Source organism: Simiduia litorea (genome assembly GCF_042853465.1).
Classification (GTDB): Bacteria; Pseudomonadota; Gammaproteobacteria; order Pseudomonadales; family Cellvibrionaceae; genus Simiduia; species Simiduia litorea.
Window position 1 is genome coordinate 3690382 of sequence record NZ_AP031497.1, and the last position, 22830, is coordinate 3713211.

Consider the following 22830-nt stretch of genomic DNA (forward strand, 5'->3'; position numbering starts at 1 on the left):
ACGAATACATGACAGCGCCATGAAGATTAGATGACAATAACGCTTCTATTGAATCGGTACTGACTCGCTAACAGGGGCCTTTTTTTCCTTCTCCGGGGGCTTAGAATCCCATCGATAGGTTAAATCGATGGCCTGTGAATCGCCCGAGGTGGTTTCGATTCCCAACTGATCAGAAATCTTATACTGCACCACAAAATTTCCCGCAGCACCTAACAGGCCATAAACATATTTGACGTACAATTTTTCGGTAAGTCGTTTACCCGCGGCGATGGAGCTGCCACCATCATTGCCGTCTTCAACCGTAATATCTGAAATGCCAAATTCGCCACCGATACGCTGTAGCAGTGGCAGCGCCTGTTTCAAACCCAAACCGAGCGCGGCCGACTGCATGTCGACAACTTCACCGGCACCGGATTGCGATATGGGTTTACCGCTCACCATATAGGACAATATATCGGCTTCACTCATCGCCTTGTCAGAGTAAAGCTCTGTCTTGGGATGTTTAGCAGAACCAGCCAACTGAATGCCGACGACGATATCGTCTATCTTCCTGACCGCCAGTACCGACAAGGCTGGGTTATCAATGGGGCCGGAAAAAATTATCTGGCCACTTTCAATATCTAGTTTTTGACCGTAACTTCTAAACCGCCCGTTGGTCAGCAACACCACGCCGTGCACTTGGTTCAGGCGCATTTGATCGCGGGTAAAGCGCAGTTGACCACCTACGTCAGTAGTCAGCCCAAAACCTTCGAAAGCAACCTTTTTATCAAAACCTAGTACAACATCAGAGGTAAATTCAATTAGGCCGGTTTTTGCCTCTGGCTCGTCTCGACCATACACCACCGCATCTTCAGATACACCGGCCGCACTTACCGGTAGCTCTCGCAACACCATGGAAGAGTCGTGAACGCGAACGTCGCCAGAGAGGTGCCAGCGCAAGCCATTGCCCGACATTTTCAATGACGGGTCAGCAATGAGTTGAACATCGGGCAAATTGACTAAATGGATATTTTTACCGGTAATGTCCAACTCGGCTTGAAATATATTTTGGTCGTTGAGCTTCTCCGACAAAACCCGCCCTTCTGCTCGCGCTAATCCATCGCCCACCTTACCATGGGCATTTAAAATAAGATCGCCGCGCTCGGCTTCCAATACCAACTGCCAACCAGAAAGCTGAGTGCCCGAAGCAGGCAAGAACATGCCAGCATCTGAGACAATCACTTTACCTTGATACTGCACTTGATCTGATCCACTGGGAACCGATACGCTGATATCAGCTTGCGCCGCGCCCACCAAATCTCGCTGGCCAGGTAAAAACGGTTGCAAATAGGTTAACTGCCCTAAGCCGCCTTTGATATTCAAAGCCAAGGCGCGGCTACGCGTCTGCCATTGCTGAACGTCTCCCACCAGCATCAGACTTTGATCTTGATCGAAAATCATCTGGCCACTGAGCGACAATTTCTTTTCATCACCTTTCAATTCAATTAAAAATTTTTCCACCGGCAGCACTAATGATGGCTCATCGTTCTCGGTATAGATCATGCTCGTCTTAACGGCCTCTACCTGAGCCGCCAACTGCAGTTTTTCGATAGCGTTGTCACCAAAATCAGCAGCCAATTGCCAGCGGCCAAGCAACTCGCCATTGAGCCTCCAGCCGATCGGCAACTGCGCGTACCACGCAGGAAATAGCGTGCGCTCTCGGTCGAGATAAAAACCACTCATCTCGCCCGACAAGTTCAAGGTACGCCAATCTTTTAACATCAATGTTTCTAAGCACAATGACAGCGTCGACTGAGACAAGCACAAGGGCTGCCAGGCTAAGGCCGCTGCGGAGATCTCGCCCCTGCTTGGTGCAGCCAGCGTCCACGCTGAGGTGAACCAGGGATCTTTAAATGAAAGGCGATTTACCTGAAGCTGCCAAGAGGCGTCAGCGATAAGCGTGTCAATATCGTCACTTTTAGGAAGCTTTACAGCGCCGTTAAGATGTAAATCATCTAGATCATACAGGCCGAATAATTGGCTGCCGGTCACGGTTAGCACATGTTTTTCCAAGTTTCCCGCCAGAGAAAATTTCGTGCTACCCAGAGCTGTCGCGTCCAACCGCAATTCATCAATCGCACCGGCCAGCCGAGTTATTCGCATCGCTTGGAGCATATTGATTAAGGATTGTGACGACCCGCTTTTCGATTGCTTAACACCTGAATCCACTTGCAAGGCGACATCGAGCGCCGCGGATTGTGCGAACACATTGCCTAAGCGGAGTTTTTCAGCACTGGCATTCATCTTTAGGTTGGGGGCATATATATTGCCTTTTGCATCGACTTTAACGCTGGCTTTGCCCGACAGCTCTGGAATCAAATCTTGTAACTCGTCACTGTCAATAGCTGCCAGCACAGTAAACTCATCGTTAAAACTTAATGACGCGGCGCCGATAATTTTACTGCCGGGCGCGGTGAAGCTAAGCTGACTAATGTTCACCTCATGCTCGTTCAGTGCGAGATTAAAACCCCCACGCAACGGCTTAGCACCAAAATTGACATTCATCGCGGGCACTGCAAGCGTCATCTGCACGCCACGGCTCGGCACCGACAAGGTTAATTTGGCGTGCAAACTGGCTTGTGATTCTTGCATCGCCTCAGGCAGCCAATGCGCCAAAGAAACATCTTCACCTTCCACATCCAGTGCAAGCGAAAACTCATCCGTCCAATTCAATTTGCCACTGGCTTTGACCTCACCACCGGCGAAGGTGCCGGCAAAGGAATGAATATTCGCCTGTGCGCTGGAAAAGTCTACCAATCCATCAATATCAACACGGGTATTTATCGGCGCATATTCATAAGGCCAAATAAACTCACCCTCGCCTTGCACCGACAATCGATCACCATCCAGCACCAAGTTCAAATTGCCGTTAGGCGTTTGCATATCCTCAGTCACGGGGTGGCTAAAATTTTTCCACACCAACTCAGCACTACAACTTAAATGGACGCCACCAGTACATTCACCGGCAGTATTAACGCCGTGCGAAGGAACCTTTAATGAAAAATGAATTGTCTTCGAAAAACGCGCTCGCCCCGAAAGCGCGTAGTCGATTTGGTCATACCTAAGGTTTAGCTCAGATAGAATCAGTTGGTTACCGCCCAACCAAAATTTAGCATCTAGGTCGGGAATATTTTCCAGCGCTGACCCGGTAATAACACGAATACCCCGTGCGCGAAATGCTTGCACTTCAAGAATAAAGGGAAGGTCTAGCTCGGGGAACTCAATAAGATCTGTTGCTACCGGTTCGGCGCTTGACGCTGAGATAAGCCTGATATCGGGCTGCTTGATGTCGAGCTGATTAATCTGAATACGGCCAGTCAACAGTGCCAAGGGTTGCCACGCGAATGTAATTTCACTGGCGGTAATGGACGCAAAACCTAGTGAGTCATCGCGCGCTTCAACGGCAAGTTGGCGCACCATCAAACCAGACCACAAGCTACCATCCAATTCCGTAAACGTAATATCAACCGGTATATAGGGTAGCGCTTGACGCACGCCCCAGTGCGCGCCGTGAGTGGTAAAAATCAGCCAAGAACACAATAGAAATGGTATTACGACGAGTAACAACAGCGTAGAACCAAATACGATAGAAAGACGTCGTAGCCAAATCATTTAGAGATCAGCCCCAACGGATATATGGAAGCGATAATTGTCTTCGCTGTCGAGCGGGCTGGCGATATCGACCCGTAAAGGCCCAACCGGCGAATACCAGCGCAGGCCAACACCAACACCGCGCTTAACAGCAAATACTGTATCAAAGGCATCGCCGGCGTCATAAAACACAGAAGCCGACCAGCTCGGCAAAAATAGATAGTCATACTCCAAGCTGGCAACCGCAAGATGACTGCCACCGATAACCTCTCCCTCGTCGTTCATCGTACCCAATGAATTGTATTGGTAACCGCGAATACTGTTATCGCCACCGGTAAAAAAGCGAACTGATGGCGGCAGTTCCGAAAAATCATCTTTCAAGGTACCCGCTACTTCGCCACGCAAGAGCAAGCGCCCCTTTTCGGACAGCGGTAAAATAAACTTGGATCTCACTCTTAGCTGCGCGAAATCTGTTCCCGACAACCAATATTGACTACTCGCCGTTACCTCTGCTTCGACGCGAATGCCCAGTGTTTGACGCACTTCATTGTTGGCATTGACCCAACTAACACCGACACCCGGTACCACCAGCCACTGCTCATCCGGCTCCTCTGAACCAATAACATAGGACTCATAGCGAACGTTCACGCCGGTATTCAAAATCCAATCTTGCGGTAGCGCCTCCACGGCACGAATACGCGTTGTGGTGGCCTGACTTTCATAGCTCACGGTATTTTCACGCACCCAACCGCCACTCACTTCATACCATTCTCGGGCTGCCTCTTGGCGAGGAATTGTATAAGTACCGCCTAACTCCTGTAGGGTTTGCGAATAAAGCGTATCAACCCGCCACTTATGCCCCTTGGCATTAAAGTATCGATTTTGATAATCCGCACGAACACGCATTTTTTGATCAGTGGAATAACCGATACCTGCACCAAAGCTGGTTTGACTTTTCATACCCAAGTCCACGGCAATAGGTACGACGACACTTTGACCTGTGCTATCGACGCGCGGGTTTAACAACACCTGCTGAAAATAATCGCTGCCTTGCAGGCGACCGTAGATGTCTTGTAGCGCCTCGGCGGAATATGGCTCGCCTTCGGCCCTGCCAGCCAAACGCGACAAGAGATCTTGATCTAGCGGTGAGGCAGAAAATTCATAGGCACCAAAATAATACCGAGCACCGAACTCCAAGCCTAATTTGATATCCGCAGATAACTGCTCGGGATAAATAGCCAACTCGGCTTCTTGGAATTTTGCTCGCCAATAACCCTGCGCTCGCACGCTGTCTAACAACGCGGTTTTATAATTATCGTAATCGCTATGTTTTAACGGCTGGCCAGCCATAAGCGGTGGGTTTTGCAACAGGTCGACTATCGTTAGGTCAAGATTCACCGGTCGGTCAACAGCTTGCACCTGCACATCGCGTAGTGCGACGCGCTCACCTGGCACGACGTTAACGTTCAGCTGCCAACAGTTTTCCACATCGGAAAAACTCAGTTTAAGTTCGTAACTGTAATAGCCGTAGGCATTAAGCGCTTGCCCAATTTGCTGGTCAGCGCTTTTACGCCGCTGCTGCAATCGCCAGCGAGGTGCTTTACAGTCTTCCGCTGTAATGGTGAGGTGGGCCTTAATGTTATCGGCCAAGTCACCGTCAACGCCCGTTAACACCACCTCGCCATGCACAACTGTCGCACTAACAAAGCACAACAAGCCGGCATATTGAAAGCATTTGCGGGTGAGACTTCGACGCATAGAAACGGGGGTTCACTGTTAAATTTACCTAACCGCAGTGTGCCCCTTGCACTAGATACTTGCCAAGAGAAAAACAACAAGATGCGGGTAAGTGACAAAAAAAAAGGCGCCGAGGCGCCGTTTTTACAAGCAATATGCACTATTGCTCTGTAGCAGCTTCTTTAGCGCCAGCTTGCTGAGATTTTGCCTGCTGCACTGCATGGGCAAATAACGCATCAAAATTTACCGGTGGCAACATCAGGGCTGGGAAGCTGCCCTTTACCACAATGCTATCAACCGCTTCACGCGCATAGGGGAACAATATTTGTGGACACGCCGTGTTCAACAACTGCGGCAAAGCCTGCTCGGGCAAACCATTTATATGAAACAAACCCGCCTGCTGCACTTCAACTAGAAAGGCCGTTTCTTCGCCAATTTTAACGGTAATGGTTAAGGTTAAAACCACCTCGTAATTTTCAGCATCAATTTTCGCTGCTTTTGTGTTCAGCTCCTGATTGACCGCTGGCTTCCACTCCTTCATGAACGCCTTTACGCCCATGGGAGACTCGAAAGACAAATCCTTTAGGTACACGCGTTGGAGTGCGAACTGCTGAGCGGCGGCCGGAGCTTCTGTTGCGGCGGCTGCGCCGGTATTGGTTTCTTCTGTCATGAGGATTGCCTATCGATGTTTCTGAAATTATTGAGTTTTGTTGTTATGGCGCCCAAATAGCGGCGAACTATCATGGAGATAAGGGCGCCAAGGCCGAGTTTCAAGCCCCTTGCAACAACGAATCTAACTTACCTGCGCGGTCTAGCGCCCAAAGATCGTCAAAGCCGCCCACATGGGTTTCCCCAATCCAAATTTGTGGCACAGTGCGTCGACCGCTGCGCTTCATGACGTCATTGCGCAACTCCGGTCTTTTATCCAAATTGATATCTTCGTACTCCACACCTTTCTGCTTCAACAACTGCTTCGCACGCACGCAATAGGGGCAAATAGTTGTGCTATATACAACAACGGGAACCGCCATGGTAACTCCTCTGGCTTGAACTTAAACGAAGCATTTTGAGCACGGGATCGCTTGGGCGTTACAGTTTATTACTTAACAAGGGGTAAATTTTGCCCCTGCCAATCGGCAATACCGCCATCCAAACGCACCACATCGTAGCCGTGAGCGCGCAATAACCGCCCAGCGTTACCCGTATGCTGGCCCATTTTATCGACCAAGATGATGGTTTTATCTTTGAATTTAGCGAAATCAGACAGCTGCTTTTCGACCTTGCTGTGCGGAATGTTGATAGCGTCCACAATGTGACCCACTTTGAACTCCGCCGCATCGCGAATATCGATCAAAACCGACCCGCCCTTATTCACCAGTGCCGTTACCTGATGTACAGATAAAGACGTACCCGCCTTTGACTTTTCACGCCAAAGATAGATGTAAACCAACACACACATGAGAGACACGAGCAACCACTGCTCGGTGAGAAAAATAATGATATCCACAGATATTCCTTAGCCTAGGTACTCGCAAGCGCGCCAGTATAGCGATTCGAACTTGAAAAAGCATGGAATGCGCGTCATTCAAGCCGTCATAATCGCCACGCACATAGAGTTGTCACCCGCCACAGGGTAGAATTGCGGCACAAAAAATCAATGACTCACAGGCTCTAACTCCATGTCCGCAAATGCTGTAGCGAAAAAACCACTGGTACTGGTCATCCTCGATGGCTTTGGTTATTCAGAAAGCACCGAACACAATGCTATTAAAGCTGCCAAAACCCCGGTTTGGGATAAGCTTTGGGCCAACAACCCGAAAACCTTGATCGGCACCTCTGGCCTAGCGGTTGGCCTACCCGAAGGCCAAATGGGCAACAGCGAAGTAGGCCACATGACCCTAGGCGCGGGCCGCGTGGTTTACCAGAGTTTCACTCGCGTTAATAAAGCCATCAGCGACGGCGATTTTTTTACCAACCCAGCGTACTGCGCGGCCATCGATAAAGCCGTGAGCCAAGGCAAGGCGGTACATATCATGGGCCTGCTGTCAGCCGGCGGCGTGCACAGCCACGAAGACCACATTTTCGCCATGATGGAGTTAGCCGCTAAACGCGGCGCCAAGGAAATTTACTTGCACGCCATGCTCGACGGTCGCGATACGCCGCCGCGCAGCGCCGAGGCCTCGCTCAAAACAGCACAAGAAAAGTTTAATGCGCTGGGCGTGGGCCGCGTGGCAAGCATCATCGGTCGCTTCTTCGCGCTAGATCGCGACAATCGCTGGGACAGAGTTCAAGCCGCCTACGATCTGATGACCTTAGGTGCCGCAGAATTCGACGCCGACGATGCAGTAAGTGGGCTACGTGCCGCCTACGCCCGCGATGAAAATGACGAGTTCGTCAAAGCCACCGTAATTGTCGCCGAAGGCCAAGAAGTTGCCACCGTGAACGACGGCGACGCTCTTATTTTTATGAACTTCCGCCCCGACCGCGCGCGCGAAATAACCCGCGCCTTCGTCGAACCGGACTTCGATGGCTTCGAGCGCGAACTGGTACCAGCGCTGTCTGACTTTGTGATGACTACCGAATATGCAGCCGACATTAAGGTGCCCTGCGCCTTCCCGCCTGAATCGATGGCTAACTCCATGGGCGAATACCTAGCCAAGCAGGGTAAAACCCAACTGCGTATCGCCGAAACTGAAAAATACGCCCACGTCACTTTCTTTTTCAGCGGCGGCCAAGAAGCGCTCTATGCCGGCGAAGAGCGCATTCTCGTGCCCTCACCGAAAGTTGCCACCTACGATTTGGCGCCGGAAATGAGCGCCGCAGAAGTCACCGAAAAGCTGGTGGCGGCGATCGAGTCGAACACCTTTGATGCCATCATTTGCAACTACGCCAACTGCGATCAAGTGGGTCACTCGGGCGTCTTCGAAGCCGCAGTAAAAGCCGTTGAGGTAATTGACGATGCAATCAATAGTGTCGTTCAAGCCGTACTCAAAGCCGGTGGCGAGGCCCTTATTACCGCTGACCACGGCAACGTGGAGGAAATGTTTGACCCCGTTTCCGGCCAAGTAAGCACACAACACACCACGCTGCCGGTGCCCTTCCTGTATGTTGGCGAGCGCAAACTAACCATGCAAGACGGAGGTTCACTGGCCGATGTCGCGCCCACCATGCTTAGCCTTATGGGCCTAGCGCAACCGGCGGAAATGACCGGCAAGAGCTTGGTCACATTTAATTAAGCCTTGGCTGGCTTTCAGGCGCAGAGCATTTTATGCTGAGCGCCTGAAAGTCATTTCGACTCCTGTAGACGGTTAACTGGGTTCCTAAAACATGATGAAAGCACTGGTCGCGGCACTTTTCGCCCTCACTGTTAGCTTAAGCCCCACCCTGTACGCGCAAGATCAAGCGGCCTACCAAGCCAAATTGGAAGAGCTGCAAACCATGATCAAAAAACTACAAGGCGAATTAGATACCGCCAAGAGTAGTCGCGACAGCCTAAATGTGGAGTTGAAGCGCAACGAAAGCGAGATCGCCGATCTGTTGAAAAACATCGAGCGCATCAACGCAGAGCTAGCGGCGCAAAAAAAAAGCTGAGTGAGTTAAAGTCGCAGCAACAGTCTTTAACGCAAGCAAAAGCGCAGCAGCAACAGCAATTTAGCCAGCAAGTGGTGGCAGCCTATAAGGCTGGCACCCCAAGCCAACTACAGCTGTTGCTCAGTCAAAACGACCCCGCCTTACTGTCGCGCATGGCTTACTACAACGCCGCGCTGCTCAACAACCGCAAAGCCCACATCGACCGCTACCAAGCCACACTCGCGAACTTAGAACAGCTCGAACCCGAAATTTCCCAACAAGCTGATTTACTCGCGCGCAGCCAATCAAGCCTGAATCAAAAACATCAGTCACTAAAAGCATCACAAGCTGAGCGCAAGAAAACCTTAGCCCGGATCAACGCCAGTATCGAGGCGAAAGATGCGCAGTTGCAACGCTCCGCTGCCGACCGCGCGCATTTGGAAAAAATACTTTCCGAAGTCGTGCGCCAGCTCAGCGATGTCGCACTCGGGATGCCGGGCCAGCCTTTCAGCGCACGCAAAGGTAAAATGGGCTGGCCAACTAAAGGCCGCATCGCCTCGACCTTTGGCAGTGCCCGCGCCGGTAATCGACTGCGCTGGCAAGGTGTAGTGATAGACGCGCCCGAAGGTAGGGATGTCAAAGCCATCCACCAAGGCCGCGTGGTATTTTCGGAATATATGCGCGGCCAAGGCATGCTGCTTATTATCGATCACGGCGACAACTACCTGAGCCTTTATGCGCACAATCAAGCCCTGTTCAAAGAAACGGGGGACTGGGTCTCCGACGGCGAAGTGGTTGCACGGGTTGGCAACAGCGGCGGTTTAGAGCAAGCAAATCTCTATTTTGAGATTCGCCACAAAGGTAAACCCATCAACCCAGCGCAATGGTGCCGCGGTTAAACTACATTTCGCCGCGTTGGCCAATACTAACCAGAACTTCAGTGGCAATTTATTGTCAGCTACTGAACAAAGCCGGCGCGCATGCATTACACTAGGTAAATTATTTGACGTGGCGACTATTTTCGCAGGAGCAAACCTTTCATGAAGTACCCAAGCGCGACACGTTCTTTTCGTGCCCTTCGCCTTACCCCTGTTTTTGTAGCCGCCAGCCTCTGCTTACTCATGGGTACTGGTTCTAGCTTCGCAGCGGACCAAGACACTGCAACGCCGGCGGCAAAAACTCCGACCGCAAAAACCGCTGCAAAAGAACAGGGCCTGCTGCCATTGGATGACCTGCGCACCTTCACCAAAGTGTACGATCATATTCACCAAGGTTATGTGGAAGAAATCACCGACCGCAAACTGTTAGAGTATGCGATTAAAGGCATGCTCTCCGAGCTAGATCCGCACTCGGCCTACCTAGATGCCACCTCCTTCGACGACCTTCAAATGAACACCACCGGCGAGTTTGGTGGTTTGGGTATCGAAGTGGGCATGGAGGACGGCTTCGTTAAAGTCATTTCACCCATGGACGATACCCCAGCCGCCAAGGCCGGCATCGAAGCCGGCGACCTGATCATCAAGCTCGATGGTAAAACCGTGAAAGGCATGGATCTCAATGATGCGGTAAAAGCCATGCGCGGCCCTAAAGGCAGCAAAATAGACGTGACCATCGTGCGCGAGGGCGAAACCAAACCCTTAGAGTTCAAACTGACGCGCGACGCCATCAAAGTAAAAAGTGTTCGCGCCCGCCGCATGGATGAAAATTTTGCCTACGTGCGTATTGCGCAATTTCAATTAAGCACCGGCAAAGACATGATCGATGCCATCGCCAAATTGCAAAAAGACCCGAGCAAGCCCATCGAGGGCTTGGTACTGGATCTACGCAACAACCCTGGCGGCGTTTTACAGGCGTCGGTGGAAGTAGTGGATGCGTTTATTAATGAGGGCCTCATTGTTTACACAGAGGGTCGAATAGAAAATGCCGACAACCGTTTTACCGCTACCCAAGGCGACATGTTAAATGGCTTGCCTATCGTGGTGCTGATAAACGACGGCTCGGCATCGGCTTCTGAAATTGTTGCCGGCGCACTGCAAGACCACCACCGAGCAGTCATTCTTGGCACGCAGAGTTTTGGCAAGGGCTCGGTCCAGACCGTCATTCCCATCAGCGACGAAAGCGCCATCAAGTTGACGACGGCCCTATACTTCACGCCGGGCGGCCGCTCGATTCAAGCGCAAGGTATCATCCCAGACATTACCGTCGAGCGCGCTAAGTTGACGGCTATTCGCCCGCGCGCAAGCGTAACCGAAGCCGACCTGACCGGGCATTTAGATAACGGCAACGGCGGCGAAGAGAGCAAGGCGAGCGAGCGCTCTTCCGCGCAGAAAGCGTCGCAGGAGCTACTGGAAAACGACAACCAATTATTCGAAGCCATCAACCTACTGAAGAGTCACAAACTATTTGGCAAGTCGTCGCCTCTCATTAAGGCAACCAACAGCACCGTCATAAGCGCGAATGACAAAAAAGAGCGCTAATTCGCTAGTGTCCCTCTGCCGCCAGTGGCTAGCGCCATTGGCGCTGGGGGCCACTCTCTTCCCCGCCGGCCATGCCGCGCCCAGCCAATACGACCCTAAACCAAGATTAGCTATTGTCATCGACGACATTGGCTATAACCGTGACAACGCGCAGAAACTCATCGCCCTGCAATACGAACTGACATTTTCGGTGCTGCCCAAATCGCCCTACGCTAAAGAACTGACTGAGCTCGCCTGGATCAGAGGCAAAGAGGTGATGCTACACATTCCCATGGCTACCCAAACAAATGCCAAGCTCGACCCTGGCGGTATTCCGTTAAACATGCGGCCCGATCGCATTACCGAGCTGATCGCAACCCATTTGGCCAGCTACCCAAAGGCGAGCGGCCTCAATAACCACATGGGCAGCAGGCTAACCGAATTAGAGCCCGCGATGGCCGCCGTGATGAAAGCACTGGCAGCGCAGAAGCTATTCTTTATCGACAGCCGAACCAGCGCCCAAAGCGTGGCTTTCGAGCAGGCGAAAAAAGCCGGCCTACAAACGGCCAAGAGAGACATATTCCTCGATAACGAACAGAGCGTCAGCGCGATAGTCGCGCAACTGGAAAAGGCGGTCGCGTTAGCAGAAAGGCATGGCAGCGCCATCGCCATTGGGCACCCCTACCCGGAAACCTATGCCGCCTTAAAAAGTCACCTTCCCCTGTTAGCCAACAGGGTCGAAGTGGTACCTTCGTCCACATTACTGAGAGAACTGTCACACAACAAGCGTGACCCAGTTCACATATTCAGTCAGGCGAGCGCCAGCAATCGCCCGTGGCTACAGGGATTAAGCAAGTAACCCATAAAAACAGCCTAACCTTACTCCCAATTGATATAAGAAATTCCGTATTGATTCGATAAACTTAGGCTCGTTGATTGGATGAAAACAATAGAACCTGCTTATTTTTCATGCAAAAGGTCGTTAAATTCAGAAACCAATCCAACACGCAGTGGTCTAAGGTGAACAGAGAATTCTCGAAACTAGAAGTTTAGGCCCCTCGCTCGAGGGAAAGATCGCGCTAGAAGGCGGATCAAACAGGACGATAAGGCAATATTATGACTGTGCAGAGATTAGGTGAACAAGGATTCGTTTCCACACGCCAGGAACGCTTTTTCAAGAAAGATGACTACTGGTATTACAACACGCGCGAAGGTGTGGCCATAGGCCCGTTTGATAGTCTCGACGAGGCACGTGTTGGCGCCACGGAGTTTATCGATTTCATTATGGGTGCCGGCGCACCACTGATTCCAACCCTGGAACGCTACGGCCGCCACGCCGCTTAAAATAATTCACGTCTCAAAGCTGCGCGTAACTAACGCGCGGCTTTTCTGCGTCTTGAATAATGCGATAGTCTTAGCCACTTGCGACACACTTCGTCAGCCACAGCAAGCGCTGAATCGGCCCTAAGCCCTTACACCATCTTACGTTTTAATAAACCCACATGAACCGCTTTGATCCCCGCCAGCTGAGCACTCGCCGTTAAAGGCGGACTTCAACGCCCTGCGCAGCCATAAATTGCTTCGCTTCAGCAACGGTATATTCGCCGAAGTGAAAAATACTCGCGGCGAGGACGGCATCCGCACCACCTTGCTTAACGCCATCCACTAAGTGCTGCAAATTACCCACGCCACCAGAGGCGATAACAGGCACGGGCACGGCATCGCTAATGGCGCGCGTTACCCCAAGATCAAAACCGTTTTTCATGCCATCTTGATCCATGCTCGTGAGTAAAATTTCACCGGCGCCATATTCTGCCATGCGCACGGCCCACGCCACCGCATCGATACCCGTTGGCTTGCGTCCACCGTGGGTAAATATTTCCCAGCGCGGCACTTCACCTAGTTTCGACACACATTTCGCGTCTATGGCCACCACAATACATTGTGCGCCGAAACGGTCTGAAGCGGCCTTAACAAAGTCGGGATTAAAAACGGCCGCCGAATTAATCGAGACCTTGTCGGCTCCAGCATTAAGCATGCGCCGAATGTCGTCGACCTTGCGAATACCACCGCCCACGGTTAAGGGAATAAACACTTCCGAGGCGATGGCCTCCACGGTGTGAACTGTGGTTTCGCGCTCTTCATGACTCGCGGTAATATCGAGAAAGGTAATTTCATCTGCGCCGGCAGCATTGTAGCGCCGAGCCACTTCCACAGGATCGCCGGCATCGCGAATATCCAAAAATTGAACGCCCTTAACAACCCGTCCATTTTCCACGTCTAAGCAGGGAATAATTCTCTTTGCCAGCGCCATGAGTTTTTCCTAATCAACCGCCGTTGTCTTCAAATACAGATCAAGCATTGTTATCGCAGTAGCGCTGTGCCTCAGCCATATTCAAGCTGCCTTCATAAATCGCTCGGCCGGTAATCGCGCCGCAAATGCCTTGTTTTGACACGGCGTTCAGGGCGCGAATGTCATCCATATTGGTAATACCGCCAGAGGCGATAACCGGAATGGTTGAGGCCTGAGCCATCGCCAAGGTTTGCTCGACGTTGACACCTTGCATCATGCCATCGCGGGCTATATCAGTGTAAATGATGGATTCAACGCCATCGGCTTCGAAGCGCTTAGCGAGCTCCGTGGCCTTAACATCAGACACTTCAGCCCAACCATCTGTTGCCACCAAGCCATCTTTGGCGTCTAAGCCAACAATAATGTGACCGGGAAACTGTTTGCACATGTCAGTGACAAATTGCGGTTCTTTAACCGCCTTTGTGCCAATGATGACGTAGTTAACGCCTGCAGTTAAATAGGCTTCAATAATATCGGCACTGCGAATGCCACCGCCTATTTGAATCGGTAGGTTCGGGTAGGCCTTGGCAATAGCGGTAACAACTTCTCCATTAACGGGCTTACCTTCGAAAGCGCCATTGAGATCGACTAAGTGTAAACGTCGGCAACCCTGCTCCACCCACTGTGCCGCTACAGCAACGGGGTCATCGGAAAACACGGTGGAGTCATCCATCAAACCTTGACGCAGGCGAACACACTGGCCGTCTTTGAGATCAATGGCGGGAATAATTAACATGGGATGTCCTAACTAATTTTAAGCAAAAAAATTACTGTTTGCCGTCCCACTGCACAAAATTGCGCAATAGCTGCAAACCGGCTGTATGGCTTTTCTCGGGATGAAATTGCACGGCGAACAAATTATCTCGTGCTAAAGCGACATCGCAATCGACGCCGTAATGGCAGCGGCCAACTACCAAATTTCGATCCTGCGCTTGCACGTAATAGGAGTGCACAAAATAAAAACGAGCGCCGTTTTCGATCCCCGACCAGAGCGGGTGCGCCGACTGTTGCACTTGATTCCAGCCCATGTGCGGGACTTTCAATCGGGTGCCGTCCGCCTCCAAGAGCGGTTCGCCAAAAAAGCGAACGCGGCCCTCAAGAAGATCGATACAATCAACGCCGGCGTTTTCTTCGCTATGGCTCATCAGTGCCTGCATACCAACACAAACACCGAGCACAGGCTTGCCACTTGCCACTTGGCCGCGCATTAACTGATCGAAACCTAGCCGGCGTATTTCTGCCATGCAATCGCGAATGGCACCCACACCGGGGAAAACCACACGGTCCGCACTCGCGACCAAGGCTGGGTCTGAGGTAACAATCACATTTGCGTTCGGCGACACATGCGATAACGCACTCGATACGGAATGCAAATTACCCATGCCGTAGTCGATAACCGCAATGGTTTGCCCCGCCATGCTCAGAGCGTGCCTTTGGTCGATGGCATTTGACCTGCCATTCTCGGGTCCAACTCAAGCGCCATGCGCAAGGCTCGACCGAAAGCTTTAAACACCGTTTCAATTTGGTGATGGGCGTTAAAGCCACGCAAAGTATCCACATGCAATGTCACTTGCGCGTGATTGACAAAGCCTTGAAAAAACTCCCAGAACAACTCGGTATCAAATTGACCGATGCGTTTTTGGGTAAAGGGAATATCCATCACCAAACCAGGGCGACCAGAGAAATCGATAACCACGCGCGACAAGGCTTCATCTAAGGGCACATAAGCATGACCATAGCGGCGAATACCTTTTTTATCGCCAACGGCTTTGGCAATGGCTTGGCCGATGGTAATGCCGATATCTTCAACTGAATGGTGGTCGTCTATATGGGTATCGCCCTTGCAGGTAACATCCAGATCGATCATGCCATGACGGGCAATTTGATCCATCATGTGCTCGAGAAAGGGCACGCCAGTATCGAATTTACCCTGACCTTTGCCATCGAGATTCAGGCTCACAGAGATTTGTGTTTCCAGCGTATCGCGGCTGACTGTAGCGGTGCGCTCCACCATGGGACTCCAATGGCTGGTTTTCGGGAGCGGGGATTATATAGGTTGAGGCTTAGGCTGCCCAGCGCCGCTAAAGCGCTTTGACGGTAAATATTTGATCGAAATTGGCATATCCAAGCACTTTATACACTTCTGGGTTGCAATGGGTTATCGAAAATTGCTCGGGCTCGAGCTTAGCCTGATCGCGAAGAATGAGTAATATAGCCATTCCGGAGCTATCGATACCGGTGCAACCCTGTAGATTCACTTCACACTTGGTTAAACCTCGCACATGCGGCATATAGGCCTGACGAAAGTCATGATGTGCATTTAGCCCCAAACGACCCGAGACACGAATCACTAATTCGTGCTCAGAAGGGCACTCTACCGTTACTTCCGCTGTCATCTGATTCCTTGGCCTCACAGGACGCTGCGAGGCGATTTGACTAAAGGGATACATCAACTCATCTCCAATATTAGTCGCTTTAACCGGTACCGCCAACGGCAAAAACACCCAGCCATGGTCAAATGGGCTCGGCCGAATTACACTATTGGCCTTCTACCCAAACTGTAAATACCCTATGTGGCGCCGACTCAACAGCATCAAGCACCTTAAGCTTGCCTTTATGGCACTCAGCTTATGCTTGGTATTTGCTCAGGCAGTTGAGACGCAACACGACCACCAGACCTTTCAGACCGACTGCTACTTATGTCAGCACTCGCCAGTTCTGGCCTGTGGCGAAGAGGTGCCGGTACTTGAAACACCTGCCACAGACTCTTGGCAGGAAACAACACCCTATTTTCGCCACCTTCGCCAGCTAGAAAAGCGCGGCAAGCGCGACCCACCTACAACTACTCCTGTCGCCGCGTAATCCACGCAAAAAAACATTAGACATTATCGACAGCCAAGCCTCCGGGCCTTGGTTTTTGGAGTATTTCCGCATGATTAAGTTCCCATTTTCAGGCCAACAGTTCCTGACCCGACAACACTTCGCCACTACCTTGTTACTCGGCCTCAGCCTGACCCCATTAACCCTATCGGCCGCCATCGAAGAGGTTGTGACTACCGCCTCGCCACTGGCAAAAAATGGCGATACTTTGAGCCAACCAGCTGCCGTATTAAGCAGCGACGAGCTGCGCCGCAAGGCCGCCAGCACCCTCGGCGAGACCTTAAACGATCAACCCGGCATGAGCTCAGCATCCTTCGGACCAGGTGTAGGCGCACCGGTTATTCGCGGCCAGAGCGCCAACCGCGTCAAAGTCATGCAAAACCAGCTAGGTACCATGGATGCTGCCAGCGCCAGTCCCGATCACGCCAATTCCGTAGAGCCATTGTTAGCCGAGCGCATTGAAGTGTTGCGCGGCCCTGCCACGCTGCGCTTTGGCAACGACGCCATCGGCGGGGTGGTGAATGTGATCGACAACCGCATTCCAAATGCGCGCATAAATGGCATTGAAGGCGCAATCGAAGCACGCTACCAAAGCGTTAACGAGCAGAAAGTTGCTGTTGGTATGCTAGAGGGCGGCTCTGATCAAATTGCTTGGCACCTAGATGGCGTACTGCGCGATAGCCAAAACGTTGAAATTCCAGGTTACGCCCATGCCGAAGAAAGCCACGAATCACCCGACATGGAAGAGGACGAACACAAAGGGCTTATCGAGAATACCGACGCGCAGGCCGAGTCTTTCAGCGCCGGCGCTAGCTGGTTTAATGACTCGGGGTTTATCGGGCTTTCGATCAGCCAACTCAACAATAATTACGGTATCCCCCCGGGCGGTCACGAGCACGACGATGCAGATCCTGACCCAGACCACGAAGAAGAGGCCTTTGTACGGATCGACCTCGAGCAAACCCGGTATGACCTAAAGGGTGAGCAAAACGGCCTAGCGCCCTGGATCGAAAAGCTTAGTTACCGCTTGGCCTATAACGATTACGAGCACACCGAACTCGAAGGCCATGAGGCCGGCACCAAGTTCCAAAACCGCGCGTGGGAAGGCCGAGCCGAAGTCATCCACACAGACTCGGAAGATCAGCGAGGCGCATTCGGCATCCAAGCCGGCATTCGGGATTTTGCAGCCATCGGTGAGGAAGCCTTCATCCCCCGCTCGGATATCGATAACCTAGGTTTTTTTGCGCTAGAAGAATTCAATCGCGCCAATTGGGTTTTCGAACTGGGCGCACGGGCTGAGTACAACGCCATTGCCCCCGATGAGCAGAGCAAGCGCAGCTTCAATACCTACAGCCTGTCAGGCGCGGCACATTGGCACATCACCGATGCCCAACACCTAACCTTTAGCTTGGCGCGAGCTCAGCGGGCGCCATCAGTAGAAGAACTCTTCTCCCTCGGTGCGCACCTTGCCGAGCAAAATTACGTCGTGGGTAATAACGATTTGAAGCCGGAAACCAGTATCAACACTGAAATTGGCTACCACTACGAGGGCCCTGTGCATCTTGAGCTCAATGTTTTCAACAACGCCATCGATAACTTTATTTATAAAGCCAACACCGGCCTGATGATCGACGAGCTACCGGTCTATGCCTATGACCAAGAGGCGGCGACATTTTACGGCGCAGAAATACAGCTCACTCTGCCGCTCAATAATCAATGGCAGGTGCAGGCCTTTGCCGACGCTGTGCGCGCCAAGCTCGATAGCGGCGGCGATGTGCCGCGTATAACACCTCCGAGAGCTGGGATAGGCGTCAATTACCAAGACGACCAGTGGCAGCTCGACCTGCGCGCCACCGCCGTGAGCGAGCAAAAGCACCCAGGCGAGGGCGAATTTGCAGTAGACAGCCATAATCGCATCGATATGAGCGCCAGCCGCAATGTAAACGTGGGCGAGCAGGACGTTTTGCTGTTTATCAAAGGCAATAACCTCACCAATGCCGAGATTCGCAATGCCAGCTCGTTCTTACGGGCTTATGCGCCTGAGCCCGGCCGCTCAGTGGAGCTGGGCGCCAGATTGTCCTTTTAATCAAGCGCTCAATAGCGCGGTTGAGGTCTCGATCAACCGCGCTTTCAACTCCCCAACCAACCCACTCGACGACTTAGGAGCCATATGACCCCTAAGTCGTCCTTCTTAGTTGGCTCAGACCTGCCCGCTCTCTATAATAACCTGACCCGCTCTCTATAATGAGTCATTATTGGCTCAGCCAGCGTTTCCCTATAATCTCTCCGGACACTATTGCCGATACCGCGTTATGAATGCAAAAACACTGGCTCAAACCCAAATAGACGCAGCTCAAGCACTGGCCAGCGACGGCCAACCCAGTTTGCACATTTGCCTGCTGGGCTATCGCTCGCACCCCTTTGTGGGCGGCCAAGGCATTTACTTGCACTACTTGAGCAAAGCACTGTTGGCGCTAGGCCATCAGGTGGATGTTATTTCGGGCCCGCCCTACCCAGAAGTGATCGACGGGGTGAAGCTGATTAAATTGCCCAGCCTAGACTTGTTCGCCGTCGAGGACCCAACGCGCGCGCTAAAGCTCAAACATTTAACCAGTTACACAGACACCTTCGAGTGGTGCAGTAAGCTCACCGGCGGCTTTGCCGAGCCCTATACCTTTGGTCGCCGCGTGGCGAAATATTTAAAACGCCACGGCCATCAATACGACATTGTGCACGACAATCAATGCCTAGCTTGGGGCCTGCTAGACATTCAAAAGCGCGGCTTGCCCGTGGTTGCAACCGTGCATCATCCCATTACCCGCGACTTAGAAATTAAACTCGCGGCCGAAGATAATTGGGGCATGCGATTACTCATCAAACGCTGGCATTACTTCTTAAAAATGCAAAAGCGCGTGGTGCAAAAGCTCAACCACATTGTCACTGTTTCAGAGCAATCACGACAAGATATTGCACAGGCCTTTGAGCGGCCAGTGGCCAGTATCAATTTAATGCATAACGGTATCGATACCGAAGTGTTTAAACCGAACCCTGCCATTAACAAGCAAGCGTACAAAATCATTAGTACCGCATCAGCAGACCAACCGCTAAAAGGCTTAAGATTTCTGCTGCAAGCTATCGCCAATCTAAAGACCCACTACCCAGAGATCACACTCACCGTTATCGGTAAACTGCATGCCGGCGGCGATACAGAAAAACTATTGCAAAAACTGGCATTAGAAAAGCACGTGAATTTCATCTCCGGCATTACCACCGCAGAGCTAGTCGACCAATATAACAGCGCGCAAGTTGCCGTGGTGCCTTCGCTCTATGAAGGCTTTGGTTTACCGGCGGGCGAGGCCATGGCATGCGCACTCCCTCTAGTGGCTACCGATGGCGGCGCTATTCCAGAAGTGGTCGGGGATGCCGCGCTCAGCGTGCCGGCCGGGGATGCCATGGCGATTACGCAAGCGTTATCACAACTGTTTGACAAGCCCGCCTTGCGCCAGATGCTGAGCGAAAAAGCGCGCAGACGTATCGAGGAAAACTTCAGCTGGCACAAAGTTGCCACCGAATTGACCACCTACTATCGAAACATTCTCACACCCGCAGCAGCGGCGCAAAAGGTCAGACGCCATGCTCACCGTTGATTTTAAACATTTTCCACTCAAAGACGGCGACCGCCTGTTGGATCTCGGCTGTGGCGAGGGCCGACACGCAATCAACGCCTACATTGCCGGCAATATCGATGTTTTTGCGGTTGACTTGAATCCCAGCGATCTGGCCATAGCACAACAGCGGCAACAACCTTTCGCCGAGAATTCGACAGCCAAGAGCTTTCATTTACAATGCGCCGACGCACTAAAGCTGCCTTTTCCCGATCGCTGTTTTGACAAAATAATTTGCAGCGAAGTTCTAGAGCACCTACCTGATTACCAAGGTGCACTTATGGAAATTCAACGTATTTTAAAGCCCGGCGGCACACTTGCCATCAGCGTGCCGCGCGCCTGGCCGGAAAAAATTTGCTGGTCGCTTAGCAGCGCCTACCACCAAGTTGAAGGTGGCCACCTGCGCATTTTCGACAGTCAAACGCTCAATCGCGATATAGAAAATTTCGGATTCAAGCGCTATCGACGCCATTGGGCGCACGCACTACACTCACCTTTTTGGTGGCTAAAGTGCGCGCTCTGGCACCAGCAAGACCAATCGCGATTAATTCGCTGGTATCACAAACTATTGGTTTGGGACTTGATGCAGAAACCCTGGCTGACTCAAACCTTAGAAAAACTATTAAACCCTATCATGGGGAAAAGTGTGGTGATGTATTACCACACAGAGGACACTGTGTGACATCGCTATTACTACAAAAAGGCCGCTACCCCAAGGCGCTACTACAACCCACTGTTGACTACATACTCAAACAGCAATTTGAAGACGGCTGTATCCCTTGGTATCGCGGTGACAAAGCCGACCCCTGGGATCACACGGAGGCAGCGATGGGGCTTTCCATTGCCGGTGAGTTTAGCGCGGCCGAAAAAGCCTACCAATGGTTAGCCAACCAGCAACTGGATGACGGCAGCTGGTGGAACCACTACAAAGACAATCAACCGGTGTGCAAGGACAAGCGCGAAACCAATTTCGTCGCCTACGTTGCAACCGGTATTTGGCACCACTACCTCATCGCTAAAGATAACCACTTCCTCGCCCTACATTGGCCAATGGTTGCCAAGGCTATTGCGTTTGTTTTGCGCTATCAGAGCGCGCAGGGCGAAATCGACTGGGCCGTCGACGAACAAGGCAAAGGTTTAGGCGACGCCCTCATTACCGCCAACAGTTCTATTGCAAAAAGTCTCGAGTGCGCGATTAATATTGCCCACACACTCGGTCACCCGACGGCTCATTGGCAATCTGCAAGGGCAAACATTGTCACTTGCTTAAAACAGAAACCCGAGCGCTTCGATCGCACGTGGGAAAGCAAAGCGCGCTACTCCATGGATTGGTTCTATCCGGTTCTCACTGGCGTTATTACCGGCGATGAAGCCGTGACCCGCATTAACAACCGCTGGCACGAGTTCGTCGAAAAGGGCTTAGGGTGCCGCTGCGTAGCCGATGAACCCTGGGTTACTATCGCTGAAAGTTGTGAGTTAACCATGGCACTATTGGCCATTGGTGACCACGCCCGCGCAGTTAATTTATACAGCTGGCTACACCAATTTTTAGATACCGATGGCGGTTATTGGATGGGCTACCAATTTCGCGACAAGGTTGTTTGGCCGGAAGAAAAAACCACCTGGACTAGCGGCGCAATTTTACTTGCCGCTGATGCGCTAACCGAACACACAGCCGCAGCAAAACTGTTTACCGAAAATAGCGACATAACCTACATCGACGCTGCTCTAAACCTTCGGCAAAAAAATCAACGCAGTGCAGCCAAAGCGCTCCGCGCTGATTAATAATCAAAGCCTGCGCAAAACGCCTAAGGTATTGATCGTAGGTAACGGCTCGAATAAACCGGACGCCAGCGCCAACTTATAAATATCATAAGGCGCTTGGCCACCATCGTCGGGATTGGGAAAAATATCGTGAATGAGTAACAAGCCGCCGGGCATGACGTGGCTCGCCCAACGCCGATAGTCCGATAGCGCCGTTGCCAACGCGTGACCACCATCGATAAATACCAGCGCCAAGGGCGTTGCCCAATGCCTGCCGGCAACGGCAGAAGAGGCAACGATCGGCACCACAGTATCTTCTAACTTTGCTCGGCTCAGAGTATCTCGAAATGTGCGAAAACTATCCATCTTTTCGACCTGATCATCGTATAACTCAGGATCATGGTATTCCTCACCCAACTGATGCTCCTCGGAGCCACGGTGGTGATCAACGGCGAACAGTGTTTGTTGATTGGCCTGGCAGGCAGCGCCCAAATACACCGTAGATTTTCCACAATAGGAGCCCACTTCTAAACACGGCCCCATTGCACCTGCGGTCAAGGCTAATTGATAAAGTCCTTCGCCTTCATCATCGGCTAGAAAACCTTTTACCGATTGGATGTCAAAATCGCTGCTGTGTATCAAGTGCATAGAAAACTCAAAGCTGACTGTTTATAGTCGCACTAGTTTACAACATTCAGATATGAGAAAAACAACAAGTTGCCGCGAATCTAGGTTCTTTGCTGTAAACTAAAGCCAAATTCGAACAGATATGCAT

22 protein-coding genes are annotated in these 22830 nt (G+C 51.7%); 11 read left to right on the top strand and 11 right to left on the bottom strand.

The features are described 5' to 3' along the window. Window positions 1–45: 45 nt before the first annotated feature. From ACGHTT_RS16430 to ACGHTT_RS16450, 5 genes are all read right to left on the bottom strand, one after another. Window positions 46–3651: a translocation/assembly module TamB domain-containing protein gene (locus ACGHTT_RS16430; RefSeq protein WP_390592043.1), complete on the bottom strand. Its 3606-nt coding sequence runs from the start codon at window positions 3649–3651 to the stop codon at window positions 46–48. Continuing rightward, on the bottom strand, window positions 3652–5388 hold the full coding sequence (locus ACGHTT_RS16435) for an autotransporter assembly complex family protein (RefSeq protein WP_390592044.1): 1737 nt from the start codon (window positions 5386–5388) through the stop codon (window positions 3652–3654). Window positions 5389–5527: 139 nt separating this feature from the next. Beyond that, window positions 5528–6037 (bottom strand): protein-export chaperone SecB, encoded by a 510-nt coding sequence (secB, locus tag ACGHTT_RS16440; RefSeq protein WP_390592045.1) that lies wholly within the window; start codon window positions 6035–6037, stop codon window positions 5528–5530. Window positions 6038–6137: 100 nt separating this feature from the next. Further along, window positions 6138–6398, bottom strand: a complete 261-nt coding sequence (gene grxC / locus ACGHTT_RS16445; RefSeq protein ID WP_390592047.1) for a glutaredoxin 3 — start codon at window positions 6396–6398, stop codon at window positions 6138–6140. Window positions 6399–6466: 68 nt separating this feature from the next. Beyond that, entirely contained in the window at window positions 6467–6874 is a 408-nt protein-coding gene (locus ACGHTT_RS16450) for a rhodanese-like domain-containing protein (protein ID WP_390592048.1), read from the bottom strand. A 172-nt stretch (window positions 6875–7046) separates the two neighbouring features. On the opposite strand from ACGHTT_RS16450, the gene gpmM reads away from it, so the two are divergent. The 6 genes from gpmM to ACGHTT_RS16480 all read left to right on the top strand — a co-directional run bounded on the left by gpmM (window position 7047) and on the right by ACGHTT_RS16480 (window position 12737). Then, window positions 7047–8603 (top strand): 2,3-bisphosphoglycerate-independent phosphoglycerate mutase, encoded by a 1557-nt coding sequence (gpmM, locus tag ACGHTT_RS16455; protein WP_390592049.1) that lies wholly within the window; start codon window positions 7047–7049, stop codon window positions 8601–8603. A gap of 91 nt (window positions 8604–8694) precedes the next feature. Further along, window positions 8695–8958 carry a hypothetical protein gene (locus ACGHTT_RS16460; RefSeq protein WP_390592050.1) on the top strand — a complete coding sequence of 88 codons (264 nt, stop codon included), beginning with the start codon at window positions 8695–8697 and terminating at the stop codon, window positions 8956–8958. A gap of 74 nt (window positions 8959–9032) precedes the next feature. After that, window positions 9033–9836, top strand: coding sequence for a murein hydrolase activator EnvC family protein (locus tag ACGHTT_RS16465; RefSeq protein WP_390592051.1), 804 nt, complete (start codon window positions 9033–9035; stop codon window positions 9834–9836). A gap of 141 nt (window positions 9837–9977) precedes the next feature. Continuing rightward, window positions 9978–11414 (top strand): S41 family peptidase, encoded by a 1437-nt coding sequence (locus tag ACGHTT_RS16470; RefSeq protein ID WP_390592052.1) that lies wholly within the window; start codon window positions 9978–9980, stop codon window positions 11412–11414. Further along, window positions 11395–12252 (top strand): divergent polysaccharide deacetylase family protein, encoded by an 858-nt coding sequence (locus ACGHTT_RS16475; RefSeq protein ID WP_390592053.1) that lies wholly within the window; start codon window positions 11395–11397, stop codon window positions 12250–12252. Before ACGHTT_RS16470 ends, ACGHTT_RS16475 begins: the two co-directional genes overlap by 20 nt. Before the next feature lie 257 nt (window positions 12253–12509). After that, window positions 12510–12737: a DUF6316 family protein gene (locus ACGHTT_RS16480; RefSeq protein ID WP_390592054.1), complete on the top strand. Its 228-nt coding sequence runs from the start codon at window positions 12510–12512 to the stop codon at window positions 12735–12737. Window positions 12738–12933: 196 nt separating this feature from the next. On the opposite strand, the gene hisF is transcribed toward ACGHTT_RS16480, so the two are convergent. From hisF to ACGHTT_RS16505, 5 genes are all read right to left on the bottom strand, one after another. After that, window positions 12934–13707 carry an imidazole glycerol phosphate synthase subunit HisF gene (gene hisF / locus ACGHTT_RS16485; protein WP_390592055.1) on the bottom strand — a complete coding sequence of 258 codons (774 nt, stop codon included), beginning with the start codon at window positions 13705–13707 and terminating at the stop codon, window positions 12934–12936. Between the two features lie 40 nt (window positions 13708–13747). Beyond that, window positions 13748–14482: a 1-(5-phosphoribosyl)-5-[(5-phosphoribosylamino)methylideneamino]imidazole-4-carboxamide isomerase gene (gene hisA / locus ACGHTT_RS16490; RefSeq protein WP_390592056.1), complete on the bottom strand. Its 735-nt coding sequence runs from the start codon at window positions 14480–14482 to the stop codon at window positions 13748–13750. A gap of 31 nt (window positions 14483–14513) precedes the next feature. Continuing rightward, a complete protein-coding gene (gene hisH / locus ACGHTT_RS16495) occupies window positions 14514–15164 on the bottom strand; it encodes an imidazole glycerol phosphate synthase subunit HisH (RefSeq protein WP_390592057.1) in 651 nt (216 codons plus the stop codon). Between the two features lie 2 nt (window positions 15165–15166). Next, on the bottom strand, window positions 15167–15760 hold the full coding sequence (gene hisB, locus ACGHTT_RS16500) for an imidazoleglycerol-phosphate dehydratase HisB (protein WP_290259301.1): 594 nt from the start codon (window positions 15758–15760) through the stop codon (window positions 15167–15169). A 67-nt stretch (window positions 15761–15827) separates the two neighbouring features. Further along, window positions 15828–16142, bottom strand: a complete 315-nt coding sequence (locus ACGHTT_RS16505; protein WP_390592058.1) for an STAS domain-containing protein — start codon at window positions 16140–16142, stop codon at window positions 15828–15830. Between the two features lie 220 nt (window positions 16143–16362). On the opposite strand from ACGHTT_RS16505, the gene ACGHTT_RS16510 reads away from it, so the two are divergent. The 5 genes from ACGHTT_RS16510 (at window position 16363) to ACGHTT_RS16530 (ending at window position 22076) form a co-directional block, all read left to right on the top strand. After that, window positions 16363–16608 carry a hypothetical protein gene (locus ACGHTT_RS16510; RefSeq protein ID WP_390592060.1) on the top strand — a complete coding sequence of 82 codons (246 nt, stop codon included), beginning with the start codon at window positions 16363–16365 and terminating at the stop codon, window positions 16606–16608. Between the two features lie 70 nt (window positions 16609–16678). Then, the gene (locus tag ACGHTT_RS16515) at window positions 16679–18712 is read left to right on the top strand and encodes a TonB-dependent receptor (protein ID WP_390592061.1); all 2034 of its coding nucleotides are present in this window, start codon (window positions 16679–16681) and stop codon (window positions 18710–18712) included. A 226-nt stretch (window positions 18713–18938) separates the two neighbouring features. Continuing rightward, entirely contained in the window at window positions 18939–20273 is a 1335-nt protein-coding gene (locus tag ACGHTT_RS16520; protein WP_390592063.1) for a glycosyltransferase family 4 protein, read from the top strand. Then, the gene (locus ACGHTT_RS16525) at window positions 20260–20973 is read left to right on the top strand and encodes a class I SAM-dependent methyltransferase (RefSeq protein WP_390592064.1); all 714 of its coding nucleotides are present in this window, start codon (window positions 20260–20262) and stop codon (window positions 20971–20973) included. Before ACGHTT_RS16520 ends, ACGHTT_RS16525 begins: the two co-directional genes overlap by 14 nt. Beyond that, complete coding sequence (locus tag ACGHTT_RS16530; RefSeq protein ID WP_390592065.1) at window positions 20970–22076, top strand: prenyltransferase/squalene oxidase repeat-containing protein; 1107 nt, start codon at window positions 20970–20972, stop codon at window positions 22074–22076. Before ACGHTT_RS16525 ends, ACGHTT_RS16530 begins: the two co-directional genes overlap by 4 nt. A 3-nt stretch (window positions 22077–22079) precedes the next feature. Here ACGHTT_RS16530 and ACGHTT_RS16535 read toward each other — a convergent pair whose 3' ends face one another. Beyond that, window positions 22080–22703, bottom strand: a complete 624-nt coding sequence (locus ACGHTT_RS16535) for a class I SAM-dependent methyltransferase (protein WP_390592066.1) — start codon at window positions 22701–22703, stop codon at window positions 22080–22082. Window positions 22704–22830: the final 127 nt, after the last annotated feature.